The 25,704-nt window shown below is 65.5% G+C and carries 28 protein-coding genes; 10 read left to right on the forward strand and 18 right to left on the reverse strand.

Going from position 1 to position 25,704, the window contains the following annotated elements:
* Positions 1-4 precede the first annotated feature (4 nt).
* Both rsmD and FHS75_RS00615 read right to left on the reverse strand, forming a co-directional pair.
* Positions 5-556: a 16S rRNA (guanine(966)-N(2))-methyltransferase RsmD gene (rsmD, locus tag FHS75_RS00610; protein ID WP_179405788.1), complete on the reverse strand. Its 552-nt coding sequence runs from the start codon at positions 554-556 to the stop codon at positions 5-7.
* A complete protein-coding gene (locus tag FHS75_RS00615; protein WP_179405789.1) occupies positions 553-1,329 on the reverse strand; it encodes a pseudouridine synthase in 777 nt (258 codons plus the stop codon). The genes rsmD and FHS75_RS00615 overlap by 4 nt, the downstream gene beginning before the upstream one ends.
* Positions 1,330-1,432: 103 nt before the next feature.
* Here FHS75_RS00615 and FHS75_RS00620 point away from each other — a divergent pair, with 103 nt between their 5' ends.
* Positions 1,433-3,145: an AmpG family muropeptide MFS transporter gene (locus tag FHS75_RS00620; protein WP_179405790.1), complete on the forward strand. Its 1,713-nt coding sequence runs from the start codon at positions 1,433-1,435 to the stop codon at positions 3,143-3,145.
* On the opposite strand, the gene FHS75_RS00625 is transcribed toward FHS75_RS00620, so the two are convergent.
* From FHS75_RS00625 to radC, 11 genes are all read right to left on the reverse strand, one after another.
* A complete protein-coding gene (locus FHS75_RS00625) occupies positions 3,142-4,437 on the reverse strand; it encodes a bifunctional folylpolyglutamate synthase/dihydrofolate synthase (protein WP_179405791.1) in 1,296 nt (431 codons plus the stop codon). The genes FHS75_RS00620 and FHS75_RS00625 overlap by 4 nt on opposite strands.
* Before the next feature lie 3 nt (positions 4,438-4,440).
* Positions 4,441-5,229: a tryptophan synthase subunit alpha gene (gene trpA, locus FHS75_RS00630; protein ID WP_179405792.1), complete on the reverse strand. Its 789-nt coding sequence runs from the start codon at positions 5,227-5,229 to the stop codon at positions 4,441-4,443.
* Positions 5,226-6,440: a tryptophan synthase subunit beta gene (gene trpB / locus FHS75_RS00635; protein ID WP_179405793.1), complete on the reverse strand. Its 1,215-nt coding sequence runs from the start codon at positions 6,438-6,440 to the stop codon at positions 5,226-5,228. Before trpB ends, trpA begins: the two co-directional genes overlap by 4 nt.
* Complete coding sequence (locus FHS75_RS00640; RefSeq protein WP_179405794.1) at positions 6,437-7,090, reverse strand: phosphoribosylanthranilate isomerase; 654 nt, start codon at positions 7,088-7,090, stop codon at positions 6,437-6,439. Before FHS75_RS00640 ends, trpB begins: the two co-directional genes overlap by 4 nt.
* 31 nt (positions 7,091-7,121) lie before the next feature.
* Positions 7,122-7,883 carry an SIMPL domain-containing protein gene (locus FHS75_RS00645; RefSeq protein WP_179405795.1) on the reverse strand — a complete coding sequence of 254 codons (762 nt, stop codon included), beginning with the start codon at positions 7,881-7,883 and terminating at the stop codon, positions 7,122-7,124.
* A gap of 80 nt (positions 7,884-7,963) precedes the next feature.
* The gene (pyrF, locus tag FHS75_RS00650; protein WP_179405796.1) at positions 7,964-8,641 is read right to left on the reverse strand and encodes an orotidine-5'-phosphate decarboxylase; all 678 of its coding nucleotides are present in this window, start codon (positions 8,639-8,641) and stop codon (positions 7,964-7,966) included.
* Position 8,642: 1 nt separating this feature from the next.
* Positions 8,643-8,969, reverse strand: coding sequence for a LapA family protein (locus FHS75_RS00655; protein ID WP_179405797.1), 327 nt, complete (start codon positions 8,967-8,969; stop codon positions 8,643-8,645).
* Positions 8,970-9,064: 95 nt separating this feature from the next.
* Positions 9,065-10,381, reverse strand: coding sequence for an adenylosuccinate lyase (gene purB / locus FHS75_RS00660; RefSeq protein ID WP_179405798.1), 1,317 nt, complete (start codon positions 10,379-10,381; stop codon positions 9,065-9,067).
* Positions 10,382-10,465: 84 nt separating this feature from the next.
* The gene (locus tag FHS75_RS00665; protein WP_179405799.1) at positions 10,466-11,206 is read right to left on the reverse strand and encodes a ParA family protein; all 741 of its coding nucleotides are present in this window, start codon (positions 11,204-11,206) and stop codon (positions 10,466-10,468) included.
* 78 nt (positions 11,207-11,284) lie between these two features.
* On the reverse strand, positions 11,285-12,025 hold the full coding sequence (locus FHS75_RS00670; RefSeq protein WP_179405800.1) for an NRDE family protein: 741 nt from the start codon (positions 12,023-12,025) through the stop codon (positions 11,285-11,287).
* Positions 12,025-12,744 (reverse strand): RadC family protein, encoded by a 720-nt coding sequence (radC, locus tag FHS75_RS00675; protein WP_179405801.1) that lies wholly within the window; start codon positions 12,742-12,744, stop codon positions 12,025-12,027. The genes FHS75_RS00670 and radC overlap by 1 nt, the downstream gene beginning before the upstream one ends.
* A gap of 51 nt (positions 12,745-12,795) precedes the next feature.
* On the opposite strand from radC, the gene FHS75_RS00680 reads away from it, so the two are divergent.
* Genes FHS75_RS00680 through FHS75_RS00690 form a run of 3 tightly spaced genes read left to right on the forward strand, consistent with a single transcriptional unit; the run spans position 12,796 to position 16,669 of the window.
* A complete protein-coding gene (locus FHS75_RS00680) occupies positions 12,796-15,996 on the forward strand; it encodes an intermembrane phospholipid transport YdbH family protein (protein WP_179405802.1) in 3,201 nt (1,066 codons plus the stop codon).
* 47 nt (positions 15,997-16,043) lie between these two features.
* Positions 16,044-16,265: a YnbE family lipoprotein gene (locus FHS75_RS00685; protein WP_229735448.1), complete on the forward strand. Its 222-nt coding sequence runs from the start codon at positions 16,044-16,046 to the stop codon at positions 16,263-16,265.
* On the forward strand, positions 16,265-16,669 hold the full coding sequence (locus tag FHS75_RS00690) for a YdbL family probable chaperone protein (protein WP_179405804.1): 405 nt from the start codon (positions 16,265-16,267) through the stop codon (positions 16,667-16,669). Before FHS75_RS00685 ends, FHS75_RS00690 begins: the two co-directional genes overlap by 1 nt.
* Before the next feature lie 10 nt (positions 16,670-16,679).
* Here the strand turns inward: FHS75_RS00690 and FHS75_RS00695 are convergent, their stop codons facing one another.
* Positions 16,680-17,723: an acyltransferase family protein gene (locus tag FHS75_RS00695; RefSeq protein ID WP_179405805.1), complete on the reverse strand. Its 1,044-nt coding sequence runs from the start codon at positions 17,721-17,723 to the stop codon at positions 16,680-16,682.
* 256 nt (positions 17,724-17,979) lie between these two features.
* On the opposite strand from FHS75_RS00695, the gene FHS75_RS00700 reads away from it, so the two are divergent.
* The 6 genes from FHS75_RS00700 (at position 17,980) to FHS75_RS00725 (ending at position 21,179) form a co-directional block, all read left to right on the forward strand.
* Positions 17,980-18,297, forward strand: a complete 318-nt coding sequence (locus FHS75_RS00700) for an AtpZ/AtpI family protein (protein ID WP_179405806.1) — start codon at positions 17,980-17,982, stop codon at positions 18,295-18,297.
* A gap of 65 nt (positions 18,298-18,362) precedes the next feature.
* Positions 18,363-19,151, forward strand: a complete 789-nt coding sequence (locus tag FHS75_RS00705; protein ID WP_179405807.1) for a F0F1 ATP synthase subunit A — start codon at positions 18,363-18,365, stop codon at positions 19,149-19,151.
* 46 nt (positions 19,152-19,197) lie between these two features.
* The gene (locus tag FHS75_RS00710; protein ID WP_021689211.1) at positions 19,198-19,425 is read left to right on the forward strand and encodes a F0F1 ATP synthase subunit C; all 228 of its coding nucleotides are present in this window, start codon (positions 19,198-19,200) and stop codon (positions 19,423-19,425) included.
* A 98-nt stretch (positions 19,426-19,523) separates the two neighbouring features.
* The gene (locus FHS75_RS00715) at positions 19,524-20,015 is read left to right on the forward strand and encodes a F0F1 ATP synthase subunit B family protein (protein ID WP_179405808.1); all 492 of its coding nucleotides are present in this window, start codon (positions 19,524-19,526) and stop codon (positions 20,013-20,015) included.
* Positions 20,008-20,565: a F0F1 ATP synthase subunit B family protein gene (locus FHS75_RS00720; RefSeq protein ID WP_229735450.1), complete on the forward strand. Its 558-nt coding sequence runs from the start codon at positions 20,008-20,010 to the stop codon at positions 20,563-20,565. The genes FHS75_RS00715 and FHS75_RS00720 overlap by 8 nt, the downstream gene beginning before the upstream one ends.
* A 152-nt stretch (positions 20,566-20,717) precedes the next feature.
* On the forward strand, positions 20,718-21,179 hold the full coding sequence (locus FHS75_RS00725; protein ID WP_179405809.1) for a nuclear transport factor 2 family protein: 462 nt from the start codon (positions 20,718-20,720) through the stop codon (positions 21,177-21,179).
* A 55-nt stretch (positions 21,180-21,234) separates the two neighbouring features.
* Here FHS75_RS00725 and gloB read toward each other — a convergent pair whose 3' ends face one another.
* From gloB to FHS75_RS00745, 4 genes are all read right to left on the reverse strand, one after another.
* The gene (gloB, locus tag FHS75_RS00730) at positions 21,235-21,993 is read right to left on the reverse strand and encodes a hydroxyacylglutathione hydrolase (RefSeq protein ID WP_179405810.1); all 759 of its coding nucleotides are present in this window, start codon (positions 21,991-21,993) and stop codon (positions 21,235-21,237) included.
* A 122-nt stretch (positions 21,994-22,115) separates the two neighbouring features.
* The gene (gene rpsA, locus FHS75_RS00735) at positions 22,116-23,819 is read right to left on the reverse strand and encodes a 30S ribosomal protein S1 (protein WP_179405811.1); all 1,704 of its coding nucleotides are present in this window, start codon (positions 23,817-23,819) and stop codon (positions 22,116-22,118) included.
* A 279-nt stretch (positions 23,820-24,098) separates the two neighbouring features.
* Positions 24,099-24,827 carry a Crp/Fnr family transcriptional regulator gene (locus tag FHS75_RS00740; RefSeq protein ID WP_179405812.1) on the reverse strand — a complete coding sequence of 243 codons (729 nt, stop codon included), beginning with the start codon at positions 24,825-24,827 and terminating at the stop codon, positions 24,099-24,101.
* An 87-nt stretch (positions 24,828-24,914) separates the two neighbouring features.
* Entirely contained in the window at positions 24,915-25,697 is a 783-nt protein-coding gene (locus FHS75_RS00745; protein ID WP_244958960.1) for an SDR family NAD(P)-dependent oxidoreductase, read from the reverse strand.
* Between the last annotated feature and the right edge of the window lie 7 nt (positions 25,698-25,704).

The following is a 25,704-nucleotide window of genomic DNA, read 5'->3' on the forward strand; positions in this document are numbered from 1 at the left end:
CGGCTCAATCGCGGTCGGCGGGGCGCAGGATCGAAAGCCTCGCCTTGCCGACATCGCGTTGCGCTTCCCTTTCGAAGCCCCTGACAGAGACATCCTCGTCGCGTCCGGTTTCGATGCTTACCCAGGTTGCAGGCCCTATCCAGCCAAGGCGGTTGAGCTTGTCGAGAGCGACCTGTCCCGCGCCCGTGCCGTAGGGCGGGTCCATTACGACGAGGTCGAGCGGTGATTTCGACGAGCCGAGCGCCATGACCGATGTCGCTCGTACGTCGCTGCGCGATTGCGCGTGCAGGTTGGCAATATTGCGCCGGAGCGCGCGGATCGCCGCCGCGTCCTGCTCGGCGAACAGGCAGTGCGCGGCGCCGCGAGACAAGGCCTCGAGCCCGAGCGCTCCCGAACCGGCGAACAGGTCCGCTACCCTGAGGTCCTCGAACGAGCCGAGCCTGCTTGCCAGCATCGAGAACAGGGTTTCTCGGGTACGATCGGCGGTCGGGCGAGTTTGCCCGCCTTCCGGTGCGAACAGCTTGCGCCCGCGCCATTCGCCGGAAATGACTCTCACTTGCGGGACTTCCGCGCCGCCTCGTTGGCCAGCGACTTGCGAAACCGTTCAACGTCCGCCTGCCTGATTTCGCCCGCGCTCCCCCTCGGCAAGTCCCCAAGGACGAACGGTCCGTACGCAACGCGAAGCAGCCTGCTGACCGTAAGGCCGAGATGTTCGAGCACGCGCCGGACCTCGCGATTCTTGCCTTCGGTAAGCGTCATCTCGATCCACTGGTTGCGACCGGTCCGACGCTCGAGGTTGGCGTCGATCCTACCGTAGCGGATGCCGTCGATCTCGATCCCCTCGATCAGGTCCTCGAGGCGGTCCTGCGAGATATCTCCGAATGCCCGCGCCCGGTAAGTGCGCGGAATGCCGGAGGAGGGCAATTCCATCGCCCGCTTCAACCCGCCGTCGTTGGTAAGGAGCAGCAGGCCCTCGGTATTGAGGTCGAGCCTGCCGACAGGCATGAGCCGGGGCGTTCCCTTCGGCAGCGCCTGCGCGAGCGCATCGTAGATCGTGCGCCGTCCGCGGGGGTCGCGCTCCGCCGTGATCAGCCCCGTCGGCTTGTGGAAGGCGAACAGGCGAGGAGCCTCTGGCGCCTTCACCGGTTTGCCGTCGACCGTCACGCCGGTGAGGTCCTTCAGGATCGTCGCCGGCGTCTCGACCACGGCGTCGCCGATCCTGACGCGGCCGTCCGCGATCATCCGTTCCGCTTCCCTGCGGCTGGCGACCCCGGCCCGCGAAAGCAGTTTCGCGATACGGTCGCCGTCGGGCCTGTCATCTTTCGCCATGCGTTGCGCCCTTAGCTGTTGAGCGCGGGTTCATCCAGCCTTCCCATAGTCCATCGCGCTGCGTATTCCCTCGGGCGACGCCGAGCGAAGGAGAACGATCGAAATGGCCGATGCCGATACCGGTAAGGCGAAAAAGCGCGACTGGCGCAAGCTGGCCGTGGCGCTCGGCAACCGCAAGACCGCATTCATGCTGCTTTTCGGCTTCGCGGCGGGCCTGCCGTACGCATTGCTGCTCGGGACGCTCTACGCCTGGCTGTCCGATGCCGAAGTAGACCTCGAAACGATGGGCGTGTTCTCGCTCATCGGCCTTGCCTATGCGTTCAAGTTCCTGTGGTCGCCGCTGCTCGACCGGATCGATCTTCCGGCGCTGAAACGACTTGGAAAGCGCAAGCAGTGGATCGTGACGGCCCAGTTGCTGCTCGGCGTGATCCTGCTGGTGCTTTCGACGCTCGATCCACTGACCTCGCTTGGATGGTTCTCGCTCCTTGCGGGAATCGGCGCATTCGCCTCCGCGACGCAGGACGTGGTGGTCGATGCCTGGCGCGTCGATGTCGCGGACGAGAAGGCGACGATCGACATTCTCTCCACCGTCTACCAGATGGGCTACCGCATCGCGGCGCTCGTCGGCGGGGCGCTGGCGCTTTTCCTGGCCGAACGGACGAGCTGGCCGACCGTCTACGCGACGATGGGCGCGATCATGGCGGTTGTCGGCATTGCCGGGCTTTTCGCGCCCGATGCGGAGCAGACGACCGCGAAGCTCGGCGCCGACGCGGAAGACCTGGCGGCGCTGCGGCGTCCCGGAGAGATCGTGCCGGGCGTGCGCAAGTGGGCGCTTCTGATCATCGGAGCGTTGTGGGCCTGGGCGCTCGTCAGCGTCGGCGTGTTCATGGTCCGGTCGCTGGGCAGCGATCCCGACACGCGCCCCGATTCGGTCGAGTTCATCTCGACTCAGGGACCGCTCGTCGTCATCGCCACCGTCGTCCTCCCGGCGATCATCGCGGCCTGGCTCGTGTTCCAGAAGCGGCAGGGCAACCATCTGCTGACCAGCGACGAACCCGCCAGCGGCGCGTTCGACCGGGCGATCGACCACGGCTACCGGGCGCTGATCCTGCCGTTGACGGACTTCGTCGGCCGTCTGGGCTGGGCTGTCGTCATCGTCATCGGGCTGGTGCTGACCTACCGCATTACCGATGCCATCTGGGGCAGCTTCGCCTACCCGTTCTACCTCGGCGAGCTCGAGTACACGAAGGACGAGGTAGCGGTCGCGTCGAAGTTCTTCGGCGTCGGTGCCCTCATGGTCGGACTGGCCGTGGGTGGCACCTTGCTCACCGTCATCGGGCGCATGGCGACGCTGACCTTCGGCGCGCTCATCGCGGCGCTCACCAACCTGCTCTACGCCGACCTGGCAGTCGGCGGGGTGCGCATGGCGGCGGTCAGCGATGCGATCGGTTTCTCCTGGCTGGTCTCTCATCTGGGTGGCGACGCCCGGCTTGCAAAGCTGATGCTGACCATCGCTGGCGAGAACATCGCGGTCGGGATCGCCGGGGCGGCCTTCGTCGCCTATCTCTCGTCCATCGTCGCGAAGGGCTACAGCGCGGTCCAGTATGCGCTGCTGTCGTCGCTGACCTTGCTTGTCGGCACGCTCGGGCGCGGGGCGCTGGGCCAGATGATCGAGGAGCGCGGCTACTACGACGTATTCATCCTGACGACGCTGATCGGCCTGTTCGCCGTGGGTCTGTGCCTTGTCGAGTGGTGGCGGATTTCGCGGCAGGGCAGGCGCAGCGGAATGGACGAGACTGCGCTCGCCAACGCCTAGTTCGGAATTTCGTCGTTGGCCTCGAGGACCTCTCCGGCGAGGTAGAGCGACCCTGCTATCAGCACGGGAATGCCGTCATCGGGCAGGGCGGAGAGTGCTCTTGCGACGTCCGCCCGTGCCCGCGCTTCGGGTCCGAAGGCTTCGGCCGGATGGCTGTCGTGGCTGGGTACGGGGACTGCCTGGACGGAGCGTGCGGCGTCGCGCAAGGGCTCGACGATGGCACCGGGCGCCTTGTTCGCCAGCATGCCGACGACGAGATGCATCCGCCGACCCGCGAAGTGCCGCGCGATGGCCTGCCCCGCGTCGGGATTGTGGCCGCCGTCGAGCCAGACGTCGCGCTTTCCGGCGAGGTCCGCGAGTGGACCGGAACGCAGCCTTTGCAGCCGCGCGGGCCAGCAGGCTTCCCTGATTCCCCGTGCCATGGCTTGCGGCGATACCGCGACGAAATCCTGATGCCTCAGCATGGCGACGGCGAGCGCGGCGTTGTCTGCCTGATGCGCGCCGGGAAGGTTCGGCAGCGGCAGGGTGAGCGAGCCGTGCCTGTCCCGGTATTCGAGCGCGTCCCCGGCAGTCGCATGCCAGTCCTTGCCGCGCATGTGCAACGGCGCGCCCGCTACCAGAGCGGCCCGCTCGATTTCGAGTTCTGCCGCGAGCGGATATCCTTGCGTGACCAGCGGCGAGCCGGGGTGGACGATCCCCGCCTTCTCGAACGCGATGCGTGCGATCGGGTCGGACGGCGTCCCTTCCTCGGGGCGCAGCAGGAACGCCTCATGGTCCATGCCGAGCGAGGCGATCCCACATGCGGCGGGCCTTTCGAGCACGTTCGTCGCATCGAACCTGCCGCCGAGGCCGACCTCGATCACGCAAACATCGGCAGTGACACGGGCGAACGCGAGAAACGTCGCCGCGGTGGTCACTTCGAAAAAGCTCGGCCCCAGGTCCTCTCCGACGTCAAGGACCTCGGCAAGCAGGTCGGCGAGCATGTCGTCGGACACCAGCTTGCCGGCCAGCCTGATCCGTTCGTTGTAGCGGACGAGGTGCGGCTTCGCGGCGACATGCACCGCAAGCCCCCCGGCTTCGAGCATGGCGCGAAGAAAGGCGCAGACCGAGCCCTTCCCGTTGGTCCCGGCAACGTGGAACGCGGGTGGCAGGCGCGTCTGCGGGTCGCCGAGGCGGGCAAGCAGTTCCCGGATGGTCTCAAGACCGAACCGCCCTTGGGGCAGCGAAAGCGCACCGAGCCTGTCGAGTTGCGCCTGGACGCGCGGGTCGTCGGAGACCGCGAAGTCGCGCACCGGCTAGCGCGCCGCGTGAACGGCTTCCGCCAGCATGCCGGTGAGGTCGCGAACCGGTCCGGCGGCGTCGGCCCCGTGCCTTGCGACGAGTTCGACAAGGGCCGAACCCACGACGACGCCGTCGGCGACTTTCGCGATGTCGCTCGCCTGCTCGGGCGTCCGCACGCCGAAGCCGACCGCCACCGGTATGTCGGTAGCGCTCTTCAGGCGCCCGACCGCATCTTCGATCGTATCGAGCGCCGCCTGCTGCGTGCCGGTAATGCCCGCAACGGAAACGTAGTAGAGAAACCCGGACGAGCCGTTCAGGACCGTCGGAAGGCGCATGGCATCGGTCGTCGGGGTGGCGAGGCGGATGAGCGAGATGCCGCAGTCGCGCAGGGCCGGGCCGATCTCGCCGTCCTCCTCGGGCGGGATGTCCACGCAGATCACGCCGTCGACACCGGCCTGCGCGCATTCGGACGCGAACCAGTCGGCGCCGCGAATGGTCATCGGATTGGCGTAGCCCATCAGAACGAGCGGCACGTCGGGATGGCGCGACCGGAAGTCTCCGGCGATCCGGAGGATGTCGGCGGTGCGCGTTCCCGCGCCCAGCGAGCGCAGGTTTGCCGCCTGGATCGCGGGGCCATCTGCCATCGGGTCGGTAAAGGGCATGCCCAGCTCGATCACGTCTGCGCCCCCCTCGACCAGTGCGTCGAGGATCGCGGGCGTTGCGTCGGGCGTCGGATCGCCTGCCGTGACGAACGTGACGAGCGCGGGGCGATCCTTTGCGAACGCAGCCGCAAGCCTGCTCAAAGCTTCACTCCCAGCGCATCGGCGACGGTGAAGATGTCCTTGTCGCCCCGGCCGCAGAGGTTGGCGAGGATGATCTCGTCCTTGCCCATGCGCGGTGCGACCCTGGCCACGGCGGCGATGGCGTGGCTCGGCTCGAGCGCGGGGATGATGCCCTCGGTCCGGCACAGGAGCTGGAAGGCCTCGAGCGCCTCGTCGTCGGTCACGCTGTCGTATTCGACGCGTCCGATGTCCTTCAGCCACGAATGTTCGGGGCCGATTCCGGGATAGTCGAGGCCGGCGCTGATCGAGTGCGCTTCGGCGATCTGGCCGTCCTCGTCCTGGAGGAGGTAGGTCTTGTTGCCGTGGAGGATGCCCGGCCGCCCGCCCGCGAGCGAGGCGGCATGCTCCTTGTCGAGCCCGTGGCCGGCTGCCTCGATACCCAGCATCTTTACGTCCGGATCGTCGAGGAACGGGTGGAACAGGCCGATGGCGTTCGACCCGCCGCCGATCGCCGCGACGAGCAGGTCGGGCAGCTTGCCCGTGCGGTCGAGCATCTGCTGGCGCGCCTCGCGGCCGATGACGCTCTGGAAATCGCGGACAAGCTCCGGATAGGGATGCGGACCGGCCGCCGTGCCGATAATGTAGAAGGTGTCGTGGACGTTCGCGACCCAGTCGCGCAGCGCATCGTTCATCGCGTCCTTGAGCGTGCGCGCTCCGCTTTCGACCGGCACGACCTCGGCACCCAGCAACCGCATCCGGAACACGTTGGGCTGCTGCCGCTCGACGTCCTTTGCGCCCATGTAGATGACACAGGGCAACCCGAAGCGCGCGGCGACAGTCGCGGTGGCGACGCCGTGCTGGCCGGCGCCGGTCTCGGCGATGATCCGGGTCTTGCCCATGCGGATTGCGAGCAGGATTTGACCGATGCAATTGTTGATCTTGTGCGCGCCGGTGTGGTTGAGCTCGTCGCGCTTGAACCAGACCTGTGCACCGCCCAGTTCCTCGGTCAGTCGCGGCGCGAAATAGAGCGGGCTCGGCCTGCCGACGTAGTGCTCGAGCAGGCTTTCGAACTCGTCCCTGAACGTCGGGTCGGTCTTCGCCTTTTCGTATTCGCGCTGCAGTTCGAGGATCAGCGGCATCAGGGTTTCGGCGACGTAGCGACCGCCGAACTGGCCGAAATGGCCGAATTCGTCGGGCTGGTTGCGGAAGCTGTTGGGCTGGTTTGCGTTCATCGGTCTGTCCCGGAGTTTCGCGCCGCGTAGGCGAAGGCCGCGATCTTGTCCACGTCCTTGACGCCGGGTGCGCTCTCGACGCCGGACGAGGTATCGACCAGCGGCGCGCCCGTTGTGCGTATCGCTTCGGCCACGTTCTGGGCGGAGAGGCCGCCGGCGAGACCCCATGCGACCGGGCCTTTCCAATCGGCGAGCAGCGACCAGTCGAAGGCGAGGCCCATTCCGCCCGGCAGCGCGCCCTTCGGCGTTTTGGCGTCGAACAGGATCAGGTCTGCCGCTCCGGCATAGGCTTCCGCCCACGCAATGTCGTCCCGAGACGCGACGGGGAGAGCTTTCCAGACCGGCTTGCCGAAGCGGGCGCGTACCTGGGCCGCTCGCTCGGGCGTCTCGCTCCCGTGAAGCTGGATCGCGTCGAGCCTGCCTGCCGACATCGCTTCGGCAAGCAGCGTGTCGTCGGGATCGACGAACAGGCCGACGCGCCCGATGCGTCCCTCCGCCCTCGATCCCAGAGCGGCAGCCTCCTGCATCGAGACGTTGCGCGGAGAGCGCGGGAAGAAGACGAAGCCTGCATGGTCGGCGCGCGCGCCGATGGCGGCGTCGAGCGCCTGCGCAGTCGAGATGCCGCAGATCTTGATGGCGGGTCCGGTCATCCAGCGGCGGGTAAGCTTCCCCGCGCGCCGGTCAAGGAGCAAGTTCGTACTGGATCGTCACGTTCGTGGTCATCCGCATCTCGCCGGGCTGCATCGGTGCGGGGGGCGGGGCGGGCATCGCCTCGTCGGATGCCATGCGCGCGTACATCACCGGCGGCGGTCCGTAGTTGAAACCGCTTTCGCTGATCGAAAGGATGCGCGAGACCCTGAGGCCCGCGGCGCGAGCATAGAGTTCGGCCCGTTCACGAGCCTTGCGCACCGCACGGACGCGCGCCTCGTCGAGCGCCGTGTCCGGATCGTCGAGCTGGAAGTCCGGTCCGTTCACGTTGTTCGCGCCCGCCTCGATCAGGGTGTCGATCACGCGACCGTACTCATCGAGATTGCGGTGGCGGACGCTGACGCTGTTGTTGGCGCGATAGCCGATGATCGGCGGAACCTGCTGTTCCAGCGAGTCGCCGGGCTGGCGGGGCCGGTTCGCGTAGACCGGCGTGACCGAGAGGTTGCTCGTCTGGATGTCGCGGTCGGCGATACCGCTGCGCTTGAGCGCCGCGATCACCCGCGTCATCGCAGTCGAATTGGCTGACAATGCCTCGCGCGCTGTCTTGCCGGTGGTGACGACGCCTGCGGAAAACACGGCGATGTCCGGCTCGCGCATGACTTCGCCCTCGGCGCTCACGGTCAGCAGGGTGTTGCCGGGCGAAACGACCACAGGGGGTGACTGTTGCGCCATTGCCGACAGGGGAAGGGCTGCAGAGCCGGCGAGCGCAGCGGCGGTAAGGATCGAGCGCAGCATGGAAGGCATTCTCCTCTTGTCCGTATCCGGGCCTGAGTGTGGCGATACCCGGCTTGCGGCTCGCTTAACGCACGATAGGGCTAGAGCGTTGCCTCGATCGAGCGCGCGGCCGCGAGAGGATTCTCGGCACGGCTGATGGGACGCCCGATGACAAGGACGCTTGCACCGGCGTCGCGGGCTTCGCGCGGGGTGACGGTGCGTTTCTGGTCGCCGGCCTTGCCCTTGGCGGGGCGGAGACCCGGAACGACGAAGAAACCGTCCTTCCACTGCTTGTGGATCGCGCCGACCTCGTGACCCGAGCAGACGATTCCGTCGAGGCCGGAGGCTTTCGAGAGTTCGGCAAGGCGCATCGCCTGTTCGTAGGGGCTGTGATCGATTCCAACGCCCGAAAGGTCCTTGTCGTCGAAACTGGTGAGCACCGTGACCCCGACGACCTTCGTGTTTTCGCCCGCCGCGGCCTTGGCGTCCTCCATCATCGCCCGACCGCCCGACGCGTGGACCGTCACGATTGCTGGTTCGAGGACGTGGATCGATTGCATCGCGGCCGCGACCGTGTTCGGGATGTCGTGCAGCTTCAGGTCGAGGAAGATCGGAAGGCCGATCTTCGCCATCTCGTGCACCCCGTGATGGCCGTGTGCGCAGAAGAATTCGAGCCCGAGCTTCAGGCCTCCGATGTGCCCGGAAACCTTCTGTACCAGGTCGATGGCAGTCTCGAGGCGCGGAACGTCGACGGCGAGAAAAACGGGGTTGTGGGTCATGTCAGATACCTTGCTCCCGTTCCTCGGTGGCAACATCCTCGGTTGTGGCCATCGGAGCCGCCGATGGTGTCGATGCGGCCCGGACGCTGTTTTCGAGCGAATGCACCCGTCGTTGCATGCGCCACATCGAGGCGCGATGGAGCAGCCACAGGGGCACGAAACCAAGCAGGAAGAACACCAGCGCGATCACGCCCACCGGCCATTCGAAATGCAGGTAACCGTCCTCGAGCGGCCAGATGTTTACCGGCGCCTTGACCCAGTTCATGGCGATGAATGCGACGAGGATGGCGGTTATTGCGATCCACAGGACAGTGCGAACGATTTGCACGGGTTTGCCTCCTCTTCTTTCCCCTGACGGGGATGCTAGGCGCGAATTCCGGTCAAGGAAAGGCCACTGCGGGCAAGCTTCGCGCCCGCTGCCCGTCAGGCCTTGCCGAACACGCGATCGAAGATGCGGTCGACCGACTTGAAGTGGTAATCGAGGTCGAAGCGTTCCTCGATCTCCTTGTCGGACAGCGCCGCCGAAACTTCCGGGTCGGACTTGAGCAGTTCGAGCAGCGACAGGGTGCCGTCAGATTCCCAAACCTTCATCGCATTGCGCTGCACGAGCCGGTAGGCGTCCTCGCGACTCACGCCGGCTTGCGTTAGCGCAAGGAGGACGCGCTGCGAATGGACGAGCCCGCCCATCCGGTCGAGGTTCTTCTGCATGCGTTCGGGATAGACCAGCAGCTTGTCGACCACACCCGTCAGGCGAGCGAGCGAGAAGTCGAGCGTGATCGTCGCGTCGGGCCCGATGAACCGCTCGACCGACGAGTGCGAGATGTCGCGCTCGTGCCAGAGCGCCACGTTCTCGAGCGCGGGCAGGGCGTAGGCGCGGATCATGCGCGCCTGCCCGGTCAGGTTCTCGGTCAGGACCGGGTTGCGCTTGTGCGGCATCGCGCTCGATCCCTTCTGGCCGGGCGAGAAATACTCCTCGGCCTCGAGGACTTCGGTGCGCTGCAGGTGTCGGACCTCGACAGCCAGCCGCTCGATCGAGCTCGCGATGACCGCCAGCGTGGCGAAGTACATCGCGTGACGGTCGCGCGGGATCACCTGCGTCGAAACCGGCTCGGGCGTCAGGCCCAGCTTTTCGGCGACGTATTCCTCGACCGAGGGGTCGATGTTCGCGAATGTGCCGACGGCCCCCGAGACCGCGCAGGTCGCGATCTCGGCACGGGCGGAGACGAGGCGCTCGCGGCAACGGGCGAATTCCGCATAGGCCTGCGCCATCTTGAGGCCGAAGGTCGTCGGCTCGGCGTGGATGCCGTGGCTGCGACCGATGGTGGGGGTGTACTTGTGTTCCATCGCCCGGCGCTCGATGGCGGCGAGCAGCGCGTCGAGATCGTCGAGCAGGATGTCGGTCGCGCGGGCGAGCTGGACCGCCAGCGTCGTGTCGAGAACGTCCGAGCTGGTCATGCCCTGGTGCATGAACCGCGCCTCGTCGCCGACTTGCTCGGCGACCCAGGTCAGAAAGGCGATGACATCGTGCTTGGTCACAGCCTCGATCGCGTCGATGGCGGCGACGTCGATCACGGGTTCGGTCTTCCACCAGTCCCACAGCGCCTTCGCCGCGCTTTCCGGCACGACACCCAGCTGGCCCAGTCGTTCGGTCGCGTGGGCCTCGATCTCGAACCAGATGCGATAGCGCGCTTCCGGTTCCCAGATCGCGGTCATCGCGGGGCGGGCGTAGCGGGGGACCATGTCTCGACTCCGTCAGTTGCAGGATGCGGAGCCGCTAGGGGGCGGGGCGTGTCATGGCAAGGGCGCCGAAGCCGGAGGCAGCCCTCAGCCGCGCTCGCGGGCGCGCAGCTTGCGGTCGATATCGGCCCACAGGTTGCCGATTGCGCGACCGCCGGGCGAACTGCGCGCATAGGCGACGACCGGTGCGCGCTCGACGGCCATACGCTCGACGGCGCTTGCCTGGGGGATGACCGGCCAGTCGGGATGACTTTCCAGCAAGTCGCGGTGCAGGCTCTTGCGCCGGTCGACCATCGACAGGACGGGCATCAGCCTGATCTTCTTCTTCGCCTTTTCGGCAAGATGCTCTTCCACGATCTCGAGCGTGCGGACCGCGAGCGGCGTCGGTTCGACGGGCGCGACGATGTATTTCACCGCCCGGATGATCTGCTCGGAAATCTCGCCGAGCCCGGGCGGGCAATCGAGGACGATGCGGTCATAGTCGGCGCCGAGATCCTTGAGTAGCTTGCGAAGCAGTTTCGGCTTCTCCGCTTCCGCAAGGTCCCGGTCGAGATGTCGCAGCGAGAGATCGGCTGAAAGAACGTCGAGCCCTTTCCATTTCGTTTTCTGGACAAGCTTGCCGGGCTTCACGTCTTGCGAAAACAGCAGCGACGCGTCCTTCTTGTGCGGATCGACGCCGAGCAGGTAGCCCGCGCCGCCCTGCGCATCGAGATCCCACAGGAGCGTCCGATGGCCGGAATAGACAGCAGCGCAGTAAGCGAGGTTGACCGCCAGCGTGGTCTTACCGACGCCGCCCTTCATGCTGTATACCGCGATGTATTCCGCCATTCGCCATGCCTCCCCGAAATTGCAGGGGGCGTGTTTGTTACAGTTTGATGTCGTTATGCAAGCGAACGGGGCCGATTGTCATAGTTGCCACGAAAACGACAGGACTGTCTCTCCCGAAACGGTCGCCGTGGCATCGAAGCGCCGTTCGCGTATCGTGCCTTTGCCCCGGCTGTCGACGGTCACGACCGTGCTGCACCGCGTGCCGTATTCCGGCGAGCGGATGAACGGCGGCGTGTCGCGCGGTTCCGGCACGTCGGATGGCTTGTCCGCCGGAAGGCCGACTTCGGGGAGAGCCTCGCTCGCAAGCGCCTCCATGAGCGGCGCGGTGTCGTTGTCCGGAGACTGCAGCCAGCCGAGCAGCCGCGCCTTAAGGAAAAGCGCCTTGGGCCAGGGTTCGTCGAACGGGCCGTTGGAAAGGCCGTAGATGCCGGGAGCGAGGTGCGCGCGGACTGCTTCGGGCCGATTGCTGACATAATCGGCACGGTCGGTATCGACGACAAAAAGATTGAACGGATTGTAGGCATCCAGATCGGCAGGTTCCCGCGCAAGCAACGTGTCGGTGACGAGCGCGCCGCGCGAAACCTTGTCATGCTTGGGCAGCCCGAAGCCGCGCAGGTTCGTGACAAGTGCGAAACGCCCTTGTCCGGTAACGCCGAGCCATGTTCCGCCCGAGCGCAGATCGCGACCCGCGATGATTCCGCTATCGTCCGGCCAGCGCTCGATGGCTGCGGCGGGTCGGTCGTGAAACTCGTCGCGGTTGCCGATCGCGACGAGGTGCCAGTCGGGATGCGCGCGCCAGGCGATCGCCGCCACGCACATCAGATCAGCCCCTTTGCCCGCAGGCTGACATGCCCTTCGCGCCCGACGATGACGTGATCGTGCACCGTGATACCGAGCAGCCTGCCGGCTTCGGCGATGCGGTTGGTGATCTGGATGTCGGCCCGGCTCGGTTCGGGCGAACCGGACGGGTGGTTGTGCACCAGGATCAGCGCGCTCGCGCCAAGGTCGAGCGCCTTCCTGACGACTTCCCGGGGGTGAATCGCCGCCTCGTCGATCGACCCGTCCCCGACGTGATGGTCGAGCATCAGCCTGTTTTTCACATCGAGATAGAGCACGCGCACGCGTTCGACCGTCAGGTGCGCCATGTCGATGGTCAGGTAATCGATCAGCGCCTGCCAGCTGCCGAGCACGGGCTTTTCCTGCACCTCGGACCGCGCCATCCGCCGGGCCGCCAGAGCGACGATCTTCAGCGCGGCGGCGCTCGTCTCTCCCATTCCCGGCAGCTTGGCGAGCGCGCCCGGGTCTGCGTTCAGGACCCCCGCAAGCGAACCGAACCGCTGGAGAAGCATGCGGGCGAGAGGTTTGACGTCCCTGCGCGGGATCGCGGTCATCAGGAGGTATTCGACAACCTCGTGGTCGCCCAGCGCTTCGCTTCCCCCTGCGAGGAGCCGCTTGCGCAGCCGCGCGCGGTGGCCCGATGCATCGTGCCCCGCCCTTGCGGCTTCGTCGCCGGCGAAAAGGCCGTGTTCATCTGCCATGTTCTCTAGTCAGCATTGCCTTTCCCGGGGCACCGGCGCAAGTGAGGGTGAATGTCGCAGGCCGATGACGAATTGCTGGCAGATCAGGAGGATGCCCACGCGCCTGCCGATACCGCGCGTTCGCGGCGGTTCCGGTGGCGCTACCTTTTCATCGCCTTCGTCGTCCTTCTGTCCGGGGCGGTCGTCTTCGCCTGGTTCTCGCGCGAGCGCATAGCGAACGACATCATTTCCGGCGAACTCGAAAAGCTGGATGTCCCGGCGCAATACGAGATCGTCTCGATAGGCGCCGGACGGCAAGTCCTGGAAAATGTCATCTTCGGCGACCCGGACCGTCCAGACCTGACCATCGATCGAGTGGAAGTTGCCGTGTCGGCCGGATTTTCCGGGCCGCGCATCGGTCGCATCAGGCTTGTCCGGCCCCGGCTCTACGGATCGATGGCCGACAGCAGGCTGAGCTTCGGCAGCGTCGATCCGCTGATCTACACCGGCAGCGACGAACCTTTCCGCCTGCCGGACCTCGACATCGCCATAGAGGACGGGCGGGCGCTTCTGGAAACCGAATTCGGGCGCCTCGGCGTCAAGGCGGAAGGGCAGGGCGAACTTCGCGACGGCTTTGCAGGTATCGTCGCCGTCTTCGCGCCCGATCTGGCCGTCGCCGGATGCGAGGCGGGCCGGGCGACGCTTTACGGCAGGGTGCACGTGTCGGGCGAAAGGCCGCGCTTCGCAGGTCCGGTGCGCCTTGCGGACATGACCTGTCCCGACGAGGCACTCAGCCTTGCGCAGGTCGCGATCCAGGTCGACACGACCTTCGACCGCGCGCTCGACGGAGCGGAGGGCCAGGCCGGGCTCGACGCGACTAAGGCCGGCTACGGCAGCAACCGGTTGGCACGGATCAAAGGAGAAACACGCTTCACGTATCGCGACGACGCCCTGACCGCGAACTTCGATGTCGAGGCTTCGGGAGTGCGCGCTGCGCAGATCGGCGCCCGCGCACTATCCGCCGACGGGGTCGTGCGTGCAGCAAGAGATTTCGCGCGTGTCGAAAGCGAGGGCACTGTCACGGGAGAAGGGCTGGCGCTGGGCGATACGATCGACGGGGCGCTTTCCGGGTTGCAGGAAAGCGTCGGCGAAACGCTTCTCGACCCGTTGCTGTCGCGGATGCGGACAGCATTGCAGCGCGAACAGCCCGACAGCTCGCTTTCGGGCAGCTATCTCGTTCGCAGGACCGGACAGGTAACCAATGTCGTGGTGCCGCGTGCCACCTTGCGGGGCGGGAGCGGAGAGACGCTGTTCGCGCTGTCACGGTTCCAGATGACACAGGGCGGCTCGGGCGTGCCGCGCCTTTCCGGCAATTTCTCGACGGGCGGGCGAGGCTTGCCCGATATCGCCGGGCGCATGGAGCGGCGCACGGGCAACGGCATCGCCATGCGCATCCGTATGGCCCCGTACGAGAGCGAGGGAGCGAGCCTTTCGATACCGAGCCTGCTGATCGTCCAGTCCGACGGTGGCGGGATCGGGTTCGCCGGCCGGCTGACGGCCAGCGGGGCTATCCCCGGCGGAACGGCGCAGGGGCTTTCGCTGCCCGTCGACGGCAACTGGTCCGGGCGAAGCGGCCTTTCGCTGTGGCGGCGCTGCGTTGACGTGCAGTTCGACCGGCTTGCCCTGGGCGACGTGTCGTTCGGCAGGCGCAGTGTCGAATTGTGCCCCGCACGGGGTCGGGCAATCGTCCGGTCGGGGCCGGAAGGCCTGAGAATTGCTGCCGGCGCGCCCTCGCTGGAACTGGCGGGAATGCTCGGCGAGACGCCGATCCGGATCGCCAGCGGACCGCTCGGCGTTGCCTATCCGGGCCTGGTGTCCGCGCGTTCGCTGAGGGTAGCGATCGGGCCGGAGGGAACGGCGACACGCTTCGATATCGAAAACCTGCAGGCCGACCTCGGCAGCTCGATCTCGGGAACGTTCGAGGACGCGGACATTCTCATTGATGCCGTCCCGCTCGACATCCTGGAGGCACGGGGGGCCTGGACGTACGAAGGCGATGTCCTGCGTATCGCCGACGCGGCCTTCACGTTGAAGGACCGCGAAAGCGATGCGCGTTTCCAGCCGTTGATCTCGCAGGATGCGACCCTCGTGCTGGCGGACAACGAGATCGCTGCCGATGCTGTCCTGCGCGAGCCGACCTCGATGCGGGAGATCGTCCGGACGAAAATCTTGCACGATCTCGCGACCGGCCGCGGCAATGCCGACCTCATCGTCGACGGCATTCTTTTCGACGAGGATCTCCAGCCCGACACGATCACGCGCCTTGCGCTCGGGGTCGTCGCCAACGTCGACGGGGTCGTCACGGGGAGGGGCGGCATTCGCTGGGACGAGGACGGCGTGGAGAGCCTTGGGCGTTTCTCCACCCAGTCGCTCGATCTCGCCGCCGCCTTCGGGCCTGTCGAGGGGCTTTCGGGGACGGTGCGCTTCACCGATCTGCTTGGCCTCGTGACCGCACCCGACCAGGTCCTGCATGTCGCGGCGATCAACCCGGGCATCGAGGTCAACGACGGCATCTTCCGGTTCGAGTTGCAACCGGACTACGTTCTCCAGGTCGTCGAAGGAGCGTGGCCCTTTCTGGACGGCAAGCTGACGCTCCAGCCGGTCACCATGAAGCTGGGTGTTGCCGAAACGCGCCGCTACACCCTTGTCATAGAAGGGCTGAACGCCGCGAAGTTCGTCGATCGGATGGAGCTTGCGAATCTCTCGGCAACCGGCACTTTCGACGGTGTCATGCCGCTGGTTTTCGACGAGGACGGCGGACGGATCGACAACGGCCAGCTTCGCTCGCGGCCGCCGGGCGGCAACGTCTCCTACGTCGGCGAGCTGAGCTACGAGGATCTGTCGACGATGGCAAATTTCGCCTTCGACGCTCTCAAGTCGCTCGACTACCGCGAGATGACCATCGGGATGGACGGATCTCTCGAAGGCGAGATCGTGACGCGCGTGCGTTTCTACGGCGTGTCGCAGGGCGAGGGCGCGCGGCGCAACTTCATCACCCGGCGGGTCGCCAACCTGCCGTTGCAGTTCAACGTCAACGTCCGCGCGCCGTTCTTCAACCTGATCAGCTCGTTCAAGTCGCTTTACGATCCCGCCTACGTCCGCGACCCGCGCGAGCTTGGGTTGCTGGACACCGACGGCAACCGCGTCGCGCCGTCGGAGCGCGAGCCAACCGATCCCTTCATTCAGCCTCCCGAAAGCGAGGAAATGCCATGATCATGCCGAGATTGACCGGACTTCGTCCGCTTGCCACAAGCGCCTGCATGACAGGGAGCAAGCGGAACGATGGCCGGTCGGGCCACGGCGCATGGTGCGCCATGGCGGTGGTGTTGGCAGGAGCGTCGATGCTGGCGGGCTGTATTTCGGTGAATGCGCCGGACGAGCCCATCGTCATCGAGCTCAACATCAACATCAAGCAGGAAGTGATCTACCGGCTCGCAGCCGATGCCGAGAATACGATCGAGGAAAACGAGGATATTTTCTGATGACCGTTTCGACCAAGTCCACACTCGCTTTCCGCGCCCTTGCGGCGGTCGGGGCGGCATCGCTCGTCCTTGGCGCTCTTGCCGCGCCCGCAGCGGCCCGCGACCCTGCCTATGCCGCCGCGAAGTCGAGCGGGCAGGTGGGCGAGAAGATGGACGGCTACATCGGAATAGTAGGCTCCGGCTCGCCCGAGCTGCGCCGCCTCGTCGACGACATCAACATCAAGCGCAAGGCCGTCTACGCCGAAAAGGCCAAGGCCCAGCACGCCACGGTCGAGGAATATGCCTTCACTTCGGGCTGTCTCCTGATCGCCCAGACCTCCCCCGGCGAAAAGTACCAGGCACCCGACGGAAGCTGGAAGACCCGCGGTTCGGGAGCGCCCGAACGCGATCCGCGCTGCCCTTGACGGGGCCCGCCTAGTGCCCGTTTAGTGGCGGGATGACGTTTGAACGGCCTGCGGTTGTGGACGGATCGTAGGGCAGGTACCGCTTCAGGCCATTGACCGGCTTTTCAAGCAGCACCCACGATATGCCCGCCGCAGCGATGCTGGCCACGCTGCCGACAAGAAAATAGAGCGGACCGCGTTCCATTGCGACATCGAATTCTGCGAGAATACGCGTCACGATCAGTCCGGCGATGAGGTGCAGGACGTAAATCCCGTAGCTGATTCTCCCCACGAACCGCAAAGGTGCCCATTCAAGGGCCTTGCCGGCTCTGCCTCCTACCCCAATGGTTCCGGCTGCGACGATGGCCACCATGGGCAGTACGGTGATCGTTTCCAGGACCGCGCGTCCCCCACCGACCATCGCCGTCAGCCAGTAGGCAGGGATCGCCAGGGCTCCCGCAGCATACAGGGCTTGGGGAAAACGGCCAGTCTGCCGGAACCAGATCGCCATCATCGCGCCTGCTCCAAGCGCATCGAACTGCGTTGGAGGCAAAAGGTACATGTAGGGAATATCACCCGTCGCGCTGGCCGCCGCGAACTGGAAAGTGGTTCCAGTCGCTATTGCCACGGCCGTGACTGCCGGAAGCACGCGCGCTGGCAACAGAAGGACGAACAACGGCCATACTAGGTAGAATTGCTCCTCGACGGCAAGCGTCCAGAAAGCAGCCGTGAACGGTGGAATCCAGGCATCCTCGATGACGAAGAGGAAGTTCGAGGCAAACAGGTAGTGCCAGATCGCTACGTCCCGGACCCCGCGAAGGTCGACGATCACGGCAAGTGTCAGAACGATGAAGTAGAGCGACCAGAGCCGCAAGGCCCGGCGCGCGTAGAAGATGGCGAAGGCTCGTCCGAACGAGGATCCGGAGGCGCTGTATTGGTCGCGCTGGCCGAGCAGTATGCCGGTGATCAGGAAGCCGCTGAGAACGAAGAACAGACGAACGCCCCACGTCCCGAGTCTGGTATCCATGGTCCAGTAATGGCTGTGGAGAACGCAGAGGATCGCGATTGCCCGCACGGTTTCCAGTTGCGGCCGAAAATCGAGTTTGATGTCAGGCAGCCGTCCCTCCCTTTCGGCACGCCCGTTTCGCTAGCCCGACCGGGAGGCGGCGTCGAGCGCGCTATGCACGCTTTGCAAGCGGGTGTGGCAAGGTGGGCTTTATCCCGCAGTGCAGCGAAGGCGCGGTTGACTCGCCACCACCCCCCGCCTAAGGGGGCGGCGCCCTCGGCGGGAGGCCGTTGCGCGTGTCGAAAGTTCCCCTAAAGGAACTGGCATGGACGACGAGCAACCTGCACGAGAACCTGTCGGTGAAGATGCGCGGATCGACGCGCTCGAAAGGCGCCTCAAGGAGGCGCGCGAGCGGGAAGAGGTGCGCAACAGGCCGAGTATCAAGGGGGCCGACGCGAACGAGCGTCTCGGCCATCAGGTGCTCGGTCATCTTATCGGCGGGCCTCTCGGAGGCGCGCTTGTCGGCTGGGTCTTCGATCTTGCCGCCGGGACGTCGCCCTGGGGTCTGTTGGTGATGCTGTTCCTCGGAATAATCGTCGCCTTCAGGAACATAATCCGGATTTCGAACCGGCGTCCCGATTGATCCCCGCCGCGCGGGGCGATAGGGGCGCTGTCGTTCATCAAGGTAGCGAAAGAGGCGCAAGAGACGTGGCAGCCGAAGAGGGCAAGGTCGATCCGATGCACCAGTTCGCCATCGAGCCCCTGCTGGGGACCGAGGGCTGGGAAATCGCGGGCTACAACATCGCCTTCACGAATTCCGCGCTGTGGATGCTGATTTCCGCCGCGGTGCTGCTGCTGTTCGTCGCAGGCGGCATGAAGCGCCAGCTGGTGCCCGGTCGCTGGCAGATGGCAGTGGAAAGCTTCACCGGCTTCATCGACGGGATGCTTGCGGCCAACATCGGCCCCGCGGGCAAGAAGTACGTGCCGTACATCTTCTCGCTGTTCATGTTCATCCTGTTCGCGAACCTCCTCGGCCTCCTGCCGCTAGCGCTCATCGGCCTGCATCCGTTCACGTTCACCAGCCATTTCACCGCGACCGGCGTGCTGGCGATCATCTCGTTCGCTATCGTGCTCGTTGTCGGGTTCGCGAAGCACGGTTTCCACTTCTTTTCGCTGTTCGTGCCGCACGGAACGCCGCTCCCGATGATCCCGCTGATCTTCCTGATCGAGCTGGTGAGCTTCCTGGTGCGCCCGTTCAGCCTCGGCCTGCGACTGTTCGTCGCGATGATGGCGGGGCACGTCCTTCTCGAGGTGCTGTCCAGCTTCGTCATCAACGGGATCAATGCGGGCGTTGCGATCGGCCCCGTGGTCAGCATCCTCAGCTTTGTGCTGATGATCGCGATCTGCGCGCTCGAGCTGCTCGTCGCCGCGATCCAGGCCTACGTCTTCGCGCTGTTGAGCTCGCTGTATCTCAACGACGCCGAGAACCTTCACTGATTTTTCGAACCACTCACTGGAATTGCAAGGGTAAAGGAGTTTTCAAATGGACCAGGAAGCAGCAAAGCTCATCGGTGCCGGTCTCGCCGCCATCGGCGCGGGCATGGCCGCGATCGGCGTCGGTAACGTCTTCGGCTCGTTCCTCGAGAGCGCGCTTCGCAACCCGGGTGCCGCCGACGGCCAGCAGGGCCGCCTGTTCATCGGCTTCGCCGCCGCCGAACTTCTCGGCCTGCTCTCGTTCGTCGTCGCGATGATCCTGATCTTCGTCGCCTGACGACCACAACTCCTGACCTTACCGGCCGGGCGGCCTTCGCTTTGCGGGGCCAACCGGCCGGAAACGCTTCGTAACCTCACGGGCTCGGGAACGATCGAATGCCTCAAATCGCGCAACTCGCCGAAACCTATGCGAGCCAGATCTTCTGGATCCTGCTCATCTTCGGGTTTGTCTTCTTCGTCATCGGCCGCGGCATGGTGCCCAAGGTGATGGCGACCGTGGAGGCGCGCGACAAGCAGATCGCCACCGACCTTGCCGCCGCCGAGGCGGCGCGCAAGCAGGCCGACGAGGAAGAAGAAGCCTGGCGGGTCCAGGAAAACCGCCGGCGCGAGGAAGCGCAGGCGATCATCGCCGAGGCGAAGGCCAAGGCCGGCAAGGAAACCGAGGCCCGCCTCGCCGCTGCCAACGCAAAGGTCGATGATCGCGTGACCGCCGCCGAGGCGAAGATCGCCGAAGCGCGTGCGAACGCGATGACCGAGATCGAAACGGTGGCGACCGAGGCGGCGAACGACATAGTCATGCGCGTCGCCGGGGTAAACGTCGACGAGCCGACTGCGCGCGCCGCGGTCAAGGAGGCGCTCCATGGCTGAGGCAGCAGTCACTGCAGAAACCGGCGCTCATACCGAGGTCGTCGAACGCGGCGGCGAGCATGTCGAGCCCGCGGCCTTCGGCATCCTGACGCCGGGCGTCTGGGTCGCTCTCGCGATGCTCGTCCTGATCCTCGTGATGCTCTGGAAGAAGGTTCCGGCGATGATCGCGGGTTCGCTCGACAAGAGCATCGCGGAAATCCGCAAGCAGCTAGACGAGGCCAAGGAGCTTCGCGCCGAGGCAGAGGCGCTGCGCAAGGAATATTCGGACAAGATCGCGAATGCGGAGAAGGACGCCGCCGCGATGCTCGACCATGCCCGCCACGAGGCGGACGCGATCGTTGCAAAGGCCGAAGCGGACACGACGCAGATGATCGCCCGCCGCGAAAAGATGGCCGACGACAAGATCGGCGCCGCCGAGCGTGCCGCCGTGGCCGACCTTCGCGCCAAGGCTGCATCCGCCGCGACGGCGGCATCGCGCGACATCATTCGCCAGCGACACTCGGCAGCAGCCGATGACGCGCTCGTCAACGAGGCGATTTCCAACCTCTGATGAAAATCCCGCGCGCTATCCGCGTCGTTTGACACGGGCGCGCCGCAAGCCCAGAAGTTTCCCGACAGGGGGTCGGCCCATCGGGGAAGGGTCGCGCGATTCCCGGCAACGAGAACCGGTGACGGTCACCGGTCGTTGTGGGAGACTGCATCATGAAAAGCATAGCAATACCGTTTGCGCTCGCTCTGGGTTTTGCCTTCCAGCCAGCTTCCGCGCAGGAATGGTCGCCCGCGCAGGGCGAAGTCTGGACGCAGGTGTCGGCGGCGTGGGAAAAGCACGTAGACGCGGGTACCTGGGCGGAGATGCTCGATCCGGCGGGGTATGGTTGGAACACCAACTATCCCGTCCCCACCTCGCGTAGCCAGATGGCATCGCGCGCCTCGGTTTTCGGACCGGAGGGGAAGGTGCTCTATTACCAGCTCGACCCTGTGAAGATCGCGGTGAACGGCGATACCGCCATCGCCTACTACTACGCCAACGTGGTCGAGACGAACTACAAGGGCGAGCGCGAGACCATGTTCGAAAGGTGTGCCGATACCATGATCAAGCGAGGCGGCAGCTGGCGTTTCCTGGGCTGGCTGTGCGAGACCAAGACCTCGGGCGACGACGACTGACCTGAAAGCGGCGTCCGGGCCTCCGGACGAGGGACCGGGCGTCGCTTCACCTGGATCAGAAGTTGTCCTTGCCGCTCCGCAGCGCCGCGAAGGTCTCTGGCGGGGAGTTCCCGCCCCAGCGTTCCCGGATCGCCGGAACGTCGGCGCGCAGGAACGGGTTGGTTTCCAGCTCGCGCTGGAGCTTCATGGGCACGGTAGGCTGACCTTGTGCCCGCCGTTCGTCCACTTCCGCCGCGTAGGCGCGGAGCGCCTCGTTATCCGGATCTGCGTGCAGGGCAAACCGCGCATTCGCCTGGGTGTACTCGTGTGCGCAATAGAGCATCGTCTCGGACGGCAGCGCCCTGATGCGCAGGAGGCTGTCCCAGAACTGCTCCGGGGTTCCCTCGAACATCCGTCCGCACCCGAGCGCGAAGACCGCATCGCCGACGAACGCGACGTGTCGCCCGGGCAGGTGGTAGGCGATGTGGCCGCTGGTGTGGCCGCCGACGTCGATGACGTGGGCCTCCCAGTCGCCGATCGATACGATGTCGCCCTGACCTACGGCTTCGTCGATGTCCGGGATCTTGCCTGTTTCCTCGCGCGGCGCCACGATCCTGCAGCCGGTCACGGCCTGGATCGCCGCGTTGCCCCCTGCGTGGTCGGGATGCCAGTGCGTGTTCCAGATCTGCGTGATCTGCCAGCCCTTGCGCCCGGCCTGCCTGAGGTATTCGTCCGCATCGGGTGTGTCGATGCAGACGGTTTCCTGGCTTTCGGGATCGTGGAGCAGATAGCCGTAATTGTCCGACAGGCAGGGAAACTGGTGGATTTCGAGCATCGATCTCTCCTCGCTTTCAATCTAGGCGCGATGGAGGGCATAGAAAAGGCCCGTCCGGAGCGATCCGGACGGGCCTGTTCCGATCGGCGCCCGCGCGTCGGCGGGTGCGCGAAGGTTCCGCTTTACGACTTGCCCTTCAGCGCCTCGCCGAGGATGTCGCCGAGCGATGCGCCCGAATCGGACGAACCGTACTGCGCCACGGCTTCCTTCTCTTCGGCCAGCTGGCGGGCCTTGATCGAGAAGTTGGGCTTCTTCGAACGGTCGAAGCCGGTGACCATCGCATCGACCTTCTGGCCGGTCTGGAATCGGTCGGGACGCTGCTCGTCGCGGTCGCGACCGAGGTCCGAGCGCTTGACGAAGCCGGTTGCGCCGTCTTCGCCGACCTGGACCTCGAGGCCGCCATCGCGGACTTCGAGGACGGTGACGGTGACGACTTCGCCACGACGCAGGCCCGAAGTCGTCGCGCCGCCGACGGCGGGCGCACCCTTCTCGAGCTGCTTCATGCCGAGGCTGATGCGCTCCTTGTCGACATCGACATCGAGAACGACGGCTTCGACCTGCTCACCCTTGCGGTGCAGCGCCAGCGCGTCCTCGCCCGAGATGCCCCACGCGATGTCGGACATGTGGACCATGCCGTCGACGTCGCCGTCGAGGCCGACGAACAGGCCGAACTCGGTCGCGTTCTTGACTTCGCCGGTGACGGTCGAGCCGACCGGATGCTTGTCGGCGAACTCTTCCCACGGGTTGCGCTGCGCCTGCTTGAGGCCGAGCGAGATGCGACGCTTCTCGGAATCGACCTCGAGCACCATCACTTCGACTTCCTGCGAGGTCGAGACGATCTTGCCCGGGTGGACGTTCTTCTTGGTCCAGCTCATCTCGGAGACGTGGACGAGGCCTTCGATGCCCGGCTCGAGCTCGACGAACGCACCGTACTCGGTGATGTTCGTCACCGTGCCGGACATCTTGATGCCGACCGGATACTTGGCGCCGGCGCCTTCCCACGGATCGCTTTCAAGCTGCTTCATGCCCAGCGAGATGCGCTGCGTATCGGCATTGATGCGGATGATCTGGACCGTCGCGGTATCGCCGATGTTGACGATCTCGCTCGGGTGGTTGACCCGCTTGTAGCTCATGTCGGTGACGTGGAGCAGGCCGTCGATGCCGCCGAGGTCCACGAACGCGCCGTAGTCGGTGATGTTCTTGACCACGCCGTCGATCACCTGGCCTTCGGTCAGCTTGTCGATCAGTTCGCTGCGCTGTTCGGCGCGCGTTTCCTCGAGCACGGCGCGGCGCGAGACGACGATGTTGCCGCGGCGGCGATCCATCTTGAGGATCTGGAAGGGCTGGGGGACGTCCATCAGCGGGGTGACGTCGCGCACGGGGCGGATGTCGACCTGGCTGCCGGGAAGGAAGGCGACGGCACCGTCGAGGTCGACCGTGAAGCCGCCTTTCACGCGGCCGAAGATCACGCCTTCGACGCGCTTGCCTTCGCCGAATTCGGATTCGAGCTTGTCCCACGCGGCTTCGCGGCGGGCACGGTCGCGGCTGAGCATCGCTTCGCCATCGGCGTTCTCGACGCGGTCGACGTAGACCTCGACCTCGTCGCCGACCTTGACGGTGCTGGCGTCATCGCCGCGAGCGAATTCGCGCAGCGAGACGCGGCCTTCGCTCTTGAGGCCGACGTCGATGACGGCCTTGTCGTTCTCGATTGCGGTAACGGTGCCCTTGACGACGCGGCCTTCGAAGCCGCCCTCGGCCTCCGTGCCAAGCTGTTCGTCGAGGAGCGCGGCGAAATCGTCGCGCGTGGGATTGGCGGAAGTTGCCATGTTGAAGAAGTTTCCTGACTAACGATTTTTCCGGCCAGGCGGTTGGATCCGCCGGTCTTTCTCCGCCTGCCGCACGATTGCGACGACGGGACAAAGGGCCGAACTGCCGTGGGGGCCGAATGCCGTCCACGGCGCCTTGCGAACCTTGCGGAACGGGAAGACGGGCGCGCGCTTATGCGAGAATCGCCGGAAACGCAAGGAGAATGCGGGAGTATGCGTTGGTGCCGGGCGCGGAAGGAAAACGCTGCCGGCTTCTCGCCAGCCTCGCGCGATGTCGGGTCAGCTGGTCAGCGGACTGCCGGAGCGGATATGGAAATACTCGGACTCGAACCCTGCGGCTTCCTCTAGTCCGTCGAGGTCACGCACCGTCAGGCGACCGCCCCGGAAATCGATCAGACCGGCCGCGCGCAATTTCTGAAGCACCCTGTTGATGTGCACCGGTGTGTGCCCCGTGGCCGCGCCGAGTTCCTCCTGGGTCAGCGGGAGGTCGAACGTATCGCCATCGACGATGCCGACCATCTGCGAGCGAAAATGCATCTCGCAGATGAGATGCGCGACCGCCTCATAGGCCGATCGCAGGCCGGTGTTGACGATCCACTCGCGAAGCACCGCCTCGTCGACGAGCGTGCTCCACCACAGCGCGCGGGTGAGTTTCGCATTGCCGAGCGTCAGCCTCTCGAGTTCCGGACTGGGGATGTAGGCGACTTTGCAATTCGTTACTGCGGTGATCGCGTGGTCCATACGCGCGAGTATGGTCACGTGCAGGTCGCAGAAATCGCCGCGAATCAGGAAGGCGGTGAACTGGCGCTTTCCGCTTTCGAGAACCTTGCTGCGCGCCGCCCAGCCTTCGAGAACGAGGTGGACGTAATCGGGCCGGTCCCCTTCCGAGATGATGTCGGTTTTCGCCGGGACCACCTCGATCCTTTCGCAGAGGTCCGAAATCGATTGCGATTCCTCATCGGTGAGCGAAGCGATGTTCGAGAGCTTCCGGGATAGCGGATTGGACATTGCCTCGGCAGCCTCCTCTGTGTGAAAAAGCACACTAGCAGCCAGCAGGTACAACCTTGCTAACATAGTTTAGTGCCATAACAATTTTCAGCCGGGAGATGCTGCCGACCCGGCCAGCAACCCCCCATCGACGTTTATTTCGGTGCCGGTGACATAGGTCGCCTCGTCCCCCGCCAGCATGAGCGCAATGGCCGCGACTTCTTCGGGTGTTCCGAAACGCCTCAGAGGAGTGTCGGAAACGAGCGCCTGCATCTTCTCTTCGCGATCCGGCCCGTCGCCCAGCATCGGCTCCCAGATCGGCGTCAGGATCGCGGCGGGATGGATCAAATTGCAGCGGATCTTCCATCCCTGCTGCGCGCAGTAGAGCGCCACGGTCTTGGTGTGGTTGCGGATCGCGGCCTTCGACGATGCGTAGGCTGCCGCGCCCGGAATGCCGACGAGACCCGAACGGGACGAGATGTTGACGATCGAGCCTGTTCCGCGCGCCTTCATCGCACCGATCGCGTAGCGGCAGCCGAGGAACGTGCCGTCCAGGTTCACCCTGTGCACCTTGTGCCACTCGGCGAGGGATGCGTACTCGGGATCGTGCCGGGCAGGGCCGTCCTCGAAGCCGGTAATCCCGGCATTGTTGACGACGACATCGGCTTGCGGGACCTTTTCGGCGAAGGCCGACCAGTCGTCCTCGCTCCCCACGTCGAGCCGCTCGAAGCGGCAGCCTATCGCGTCGGCGGTGGCTCTGCCTTCGGTCTCGTCGATATCGGTCGCGATGACGGTTGCGCCTTCCGCGGCGAACCGTTCCGCGATGGCGCGCCCGATGCCGCGCGCGGCCCCGGTTATGACGCACCTCTTCGCGGCTAGCTGCCCCGTCAATTTAGTC

This window comes from Novosphingobium marinum (genome assembly GCF_013408095.1).
GTDB classification, from domain to species: domain Bacteria; phylum Pseudomonadota; class Alphaproteobacteria; order Sphingomonadales; family Sphingomonadaceae; genus Novosphingobium; species Novosphingobium marinum.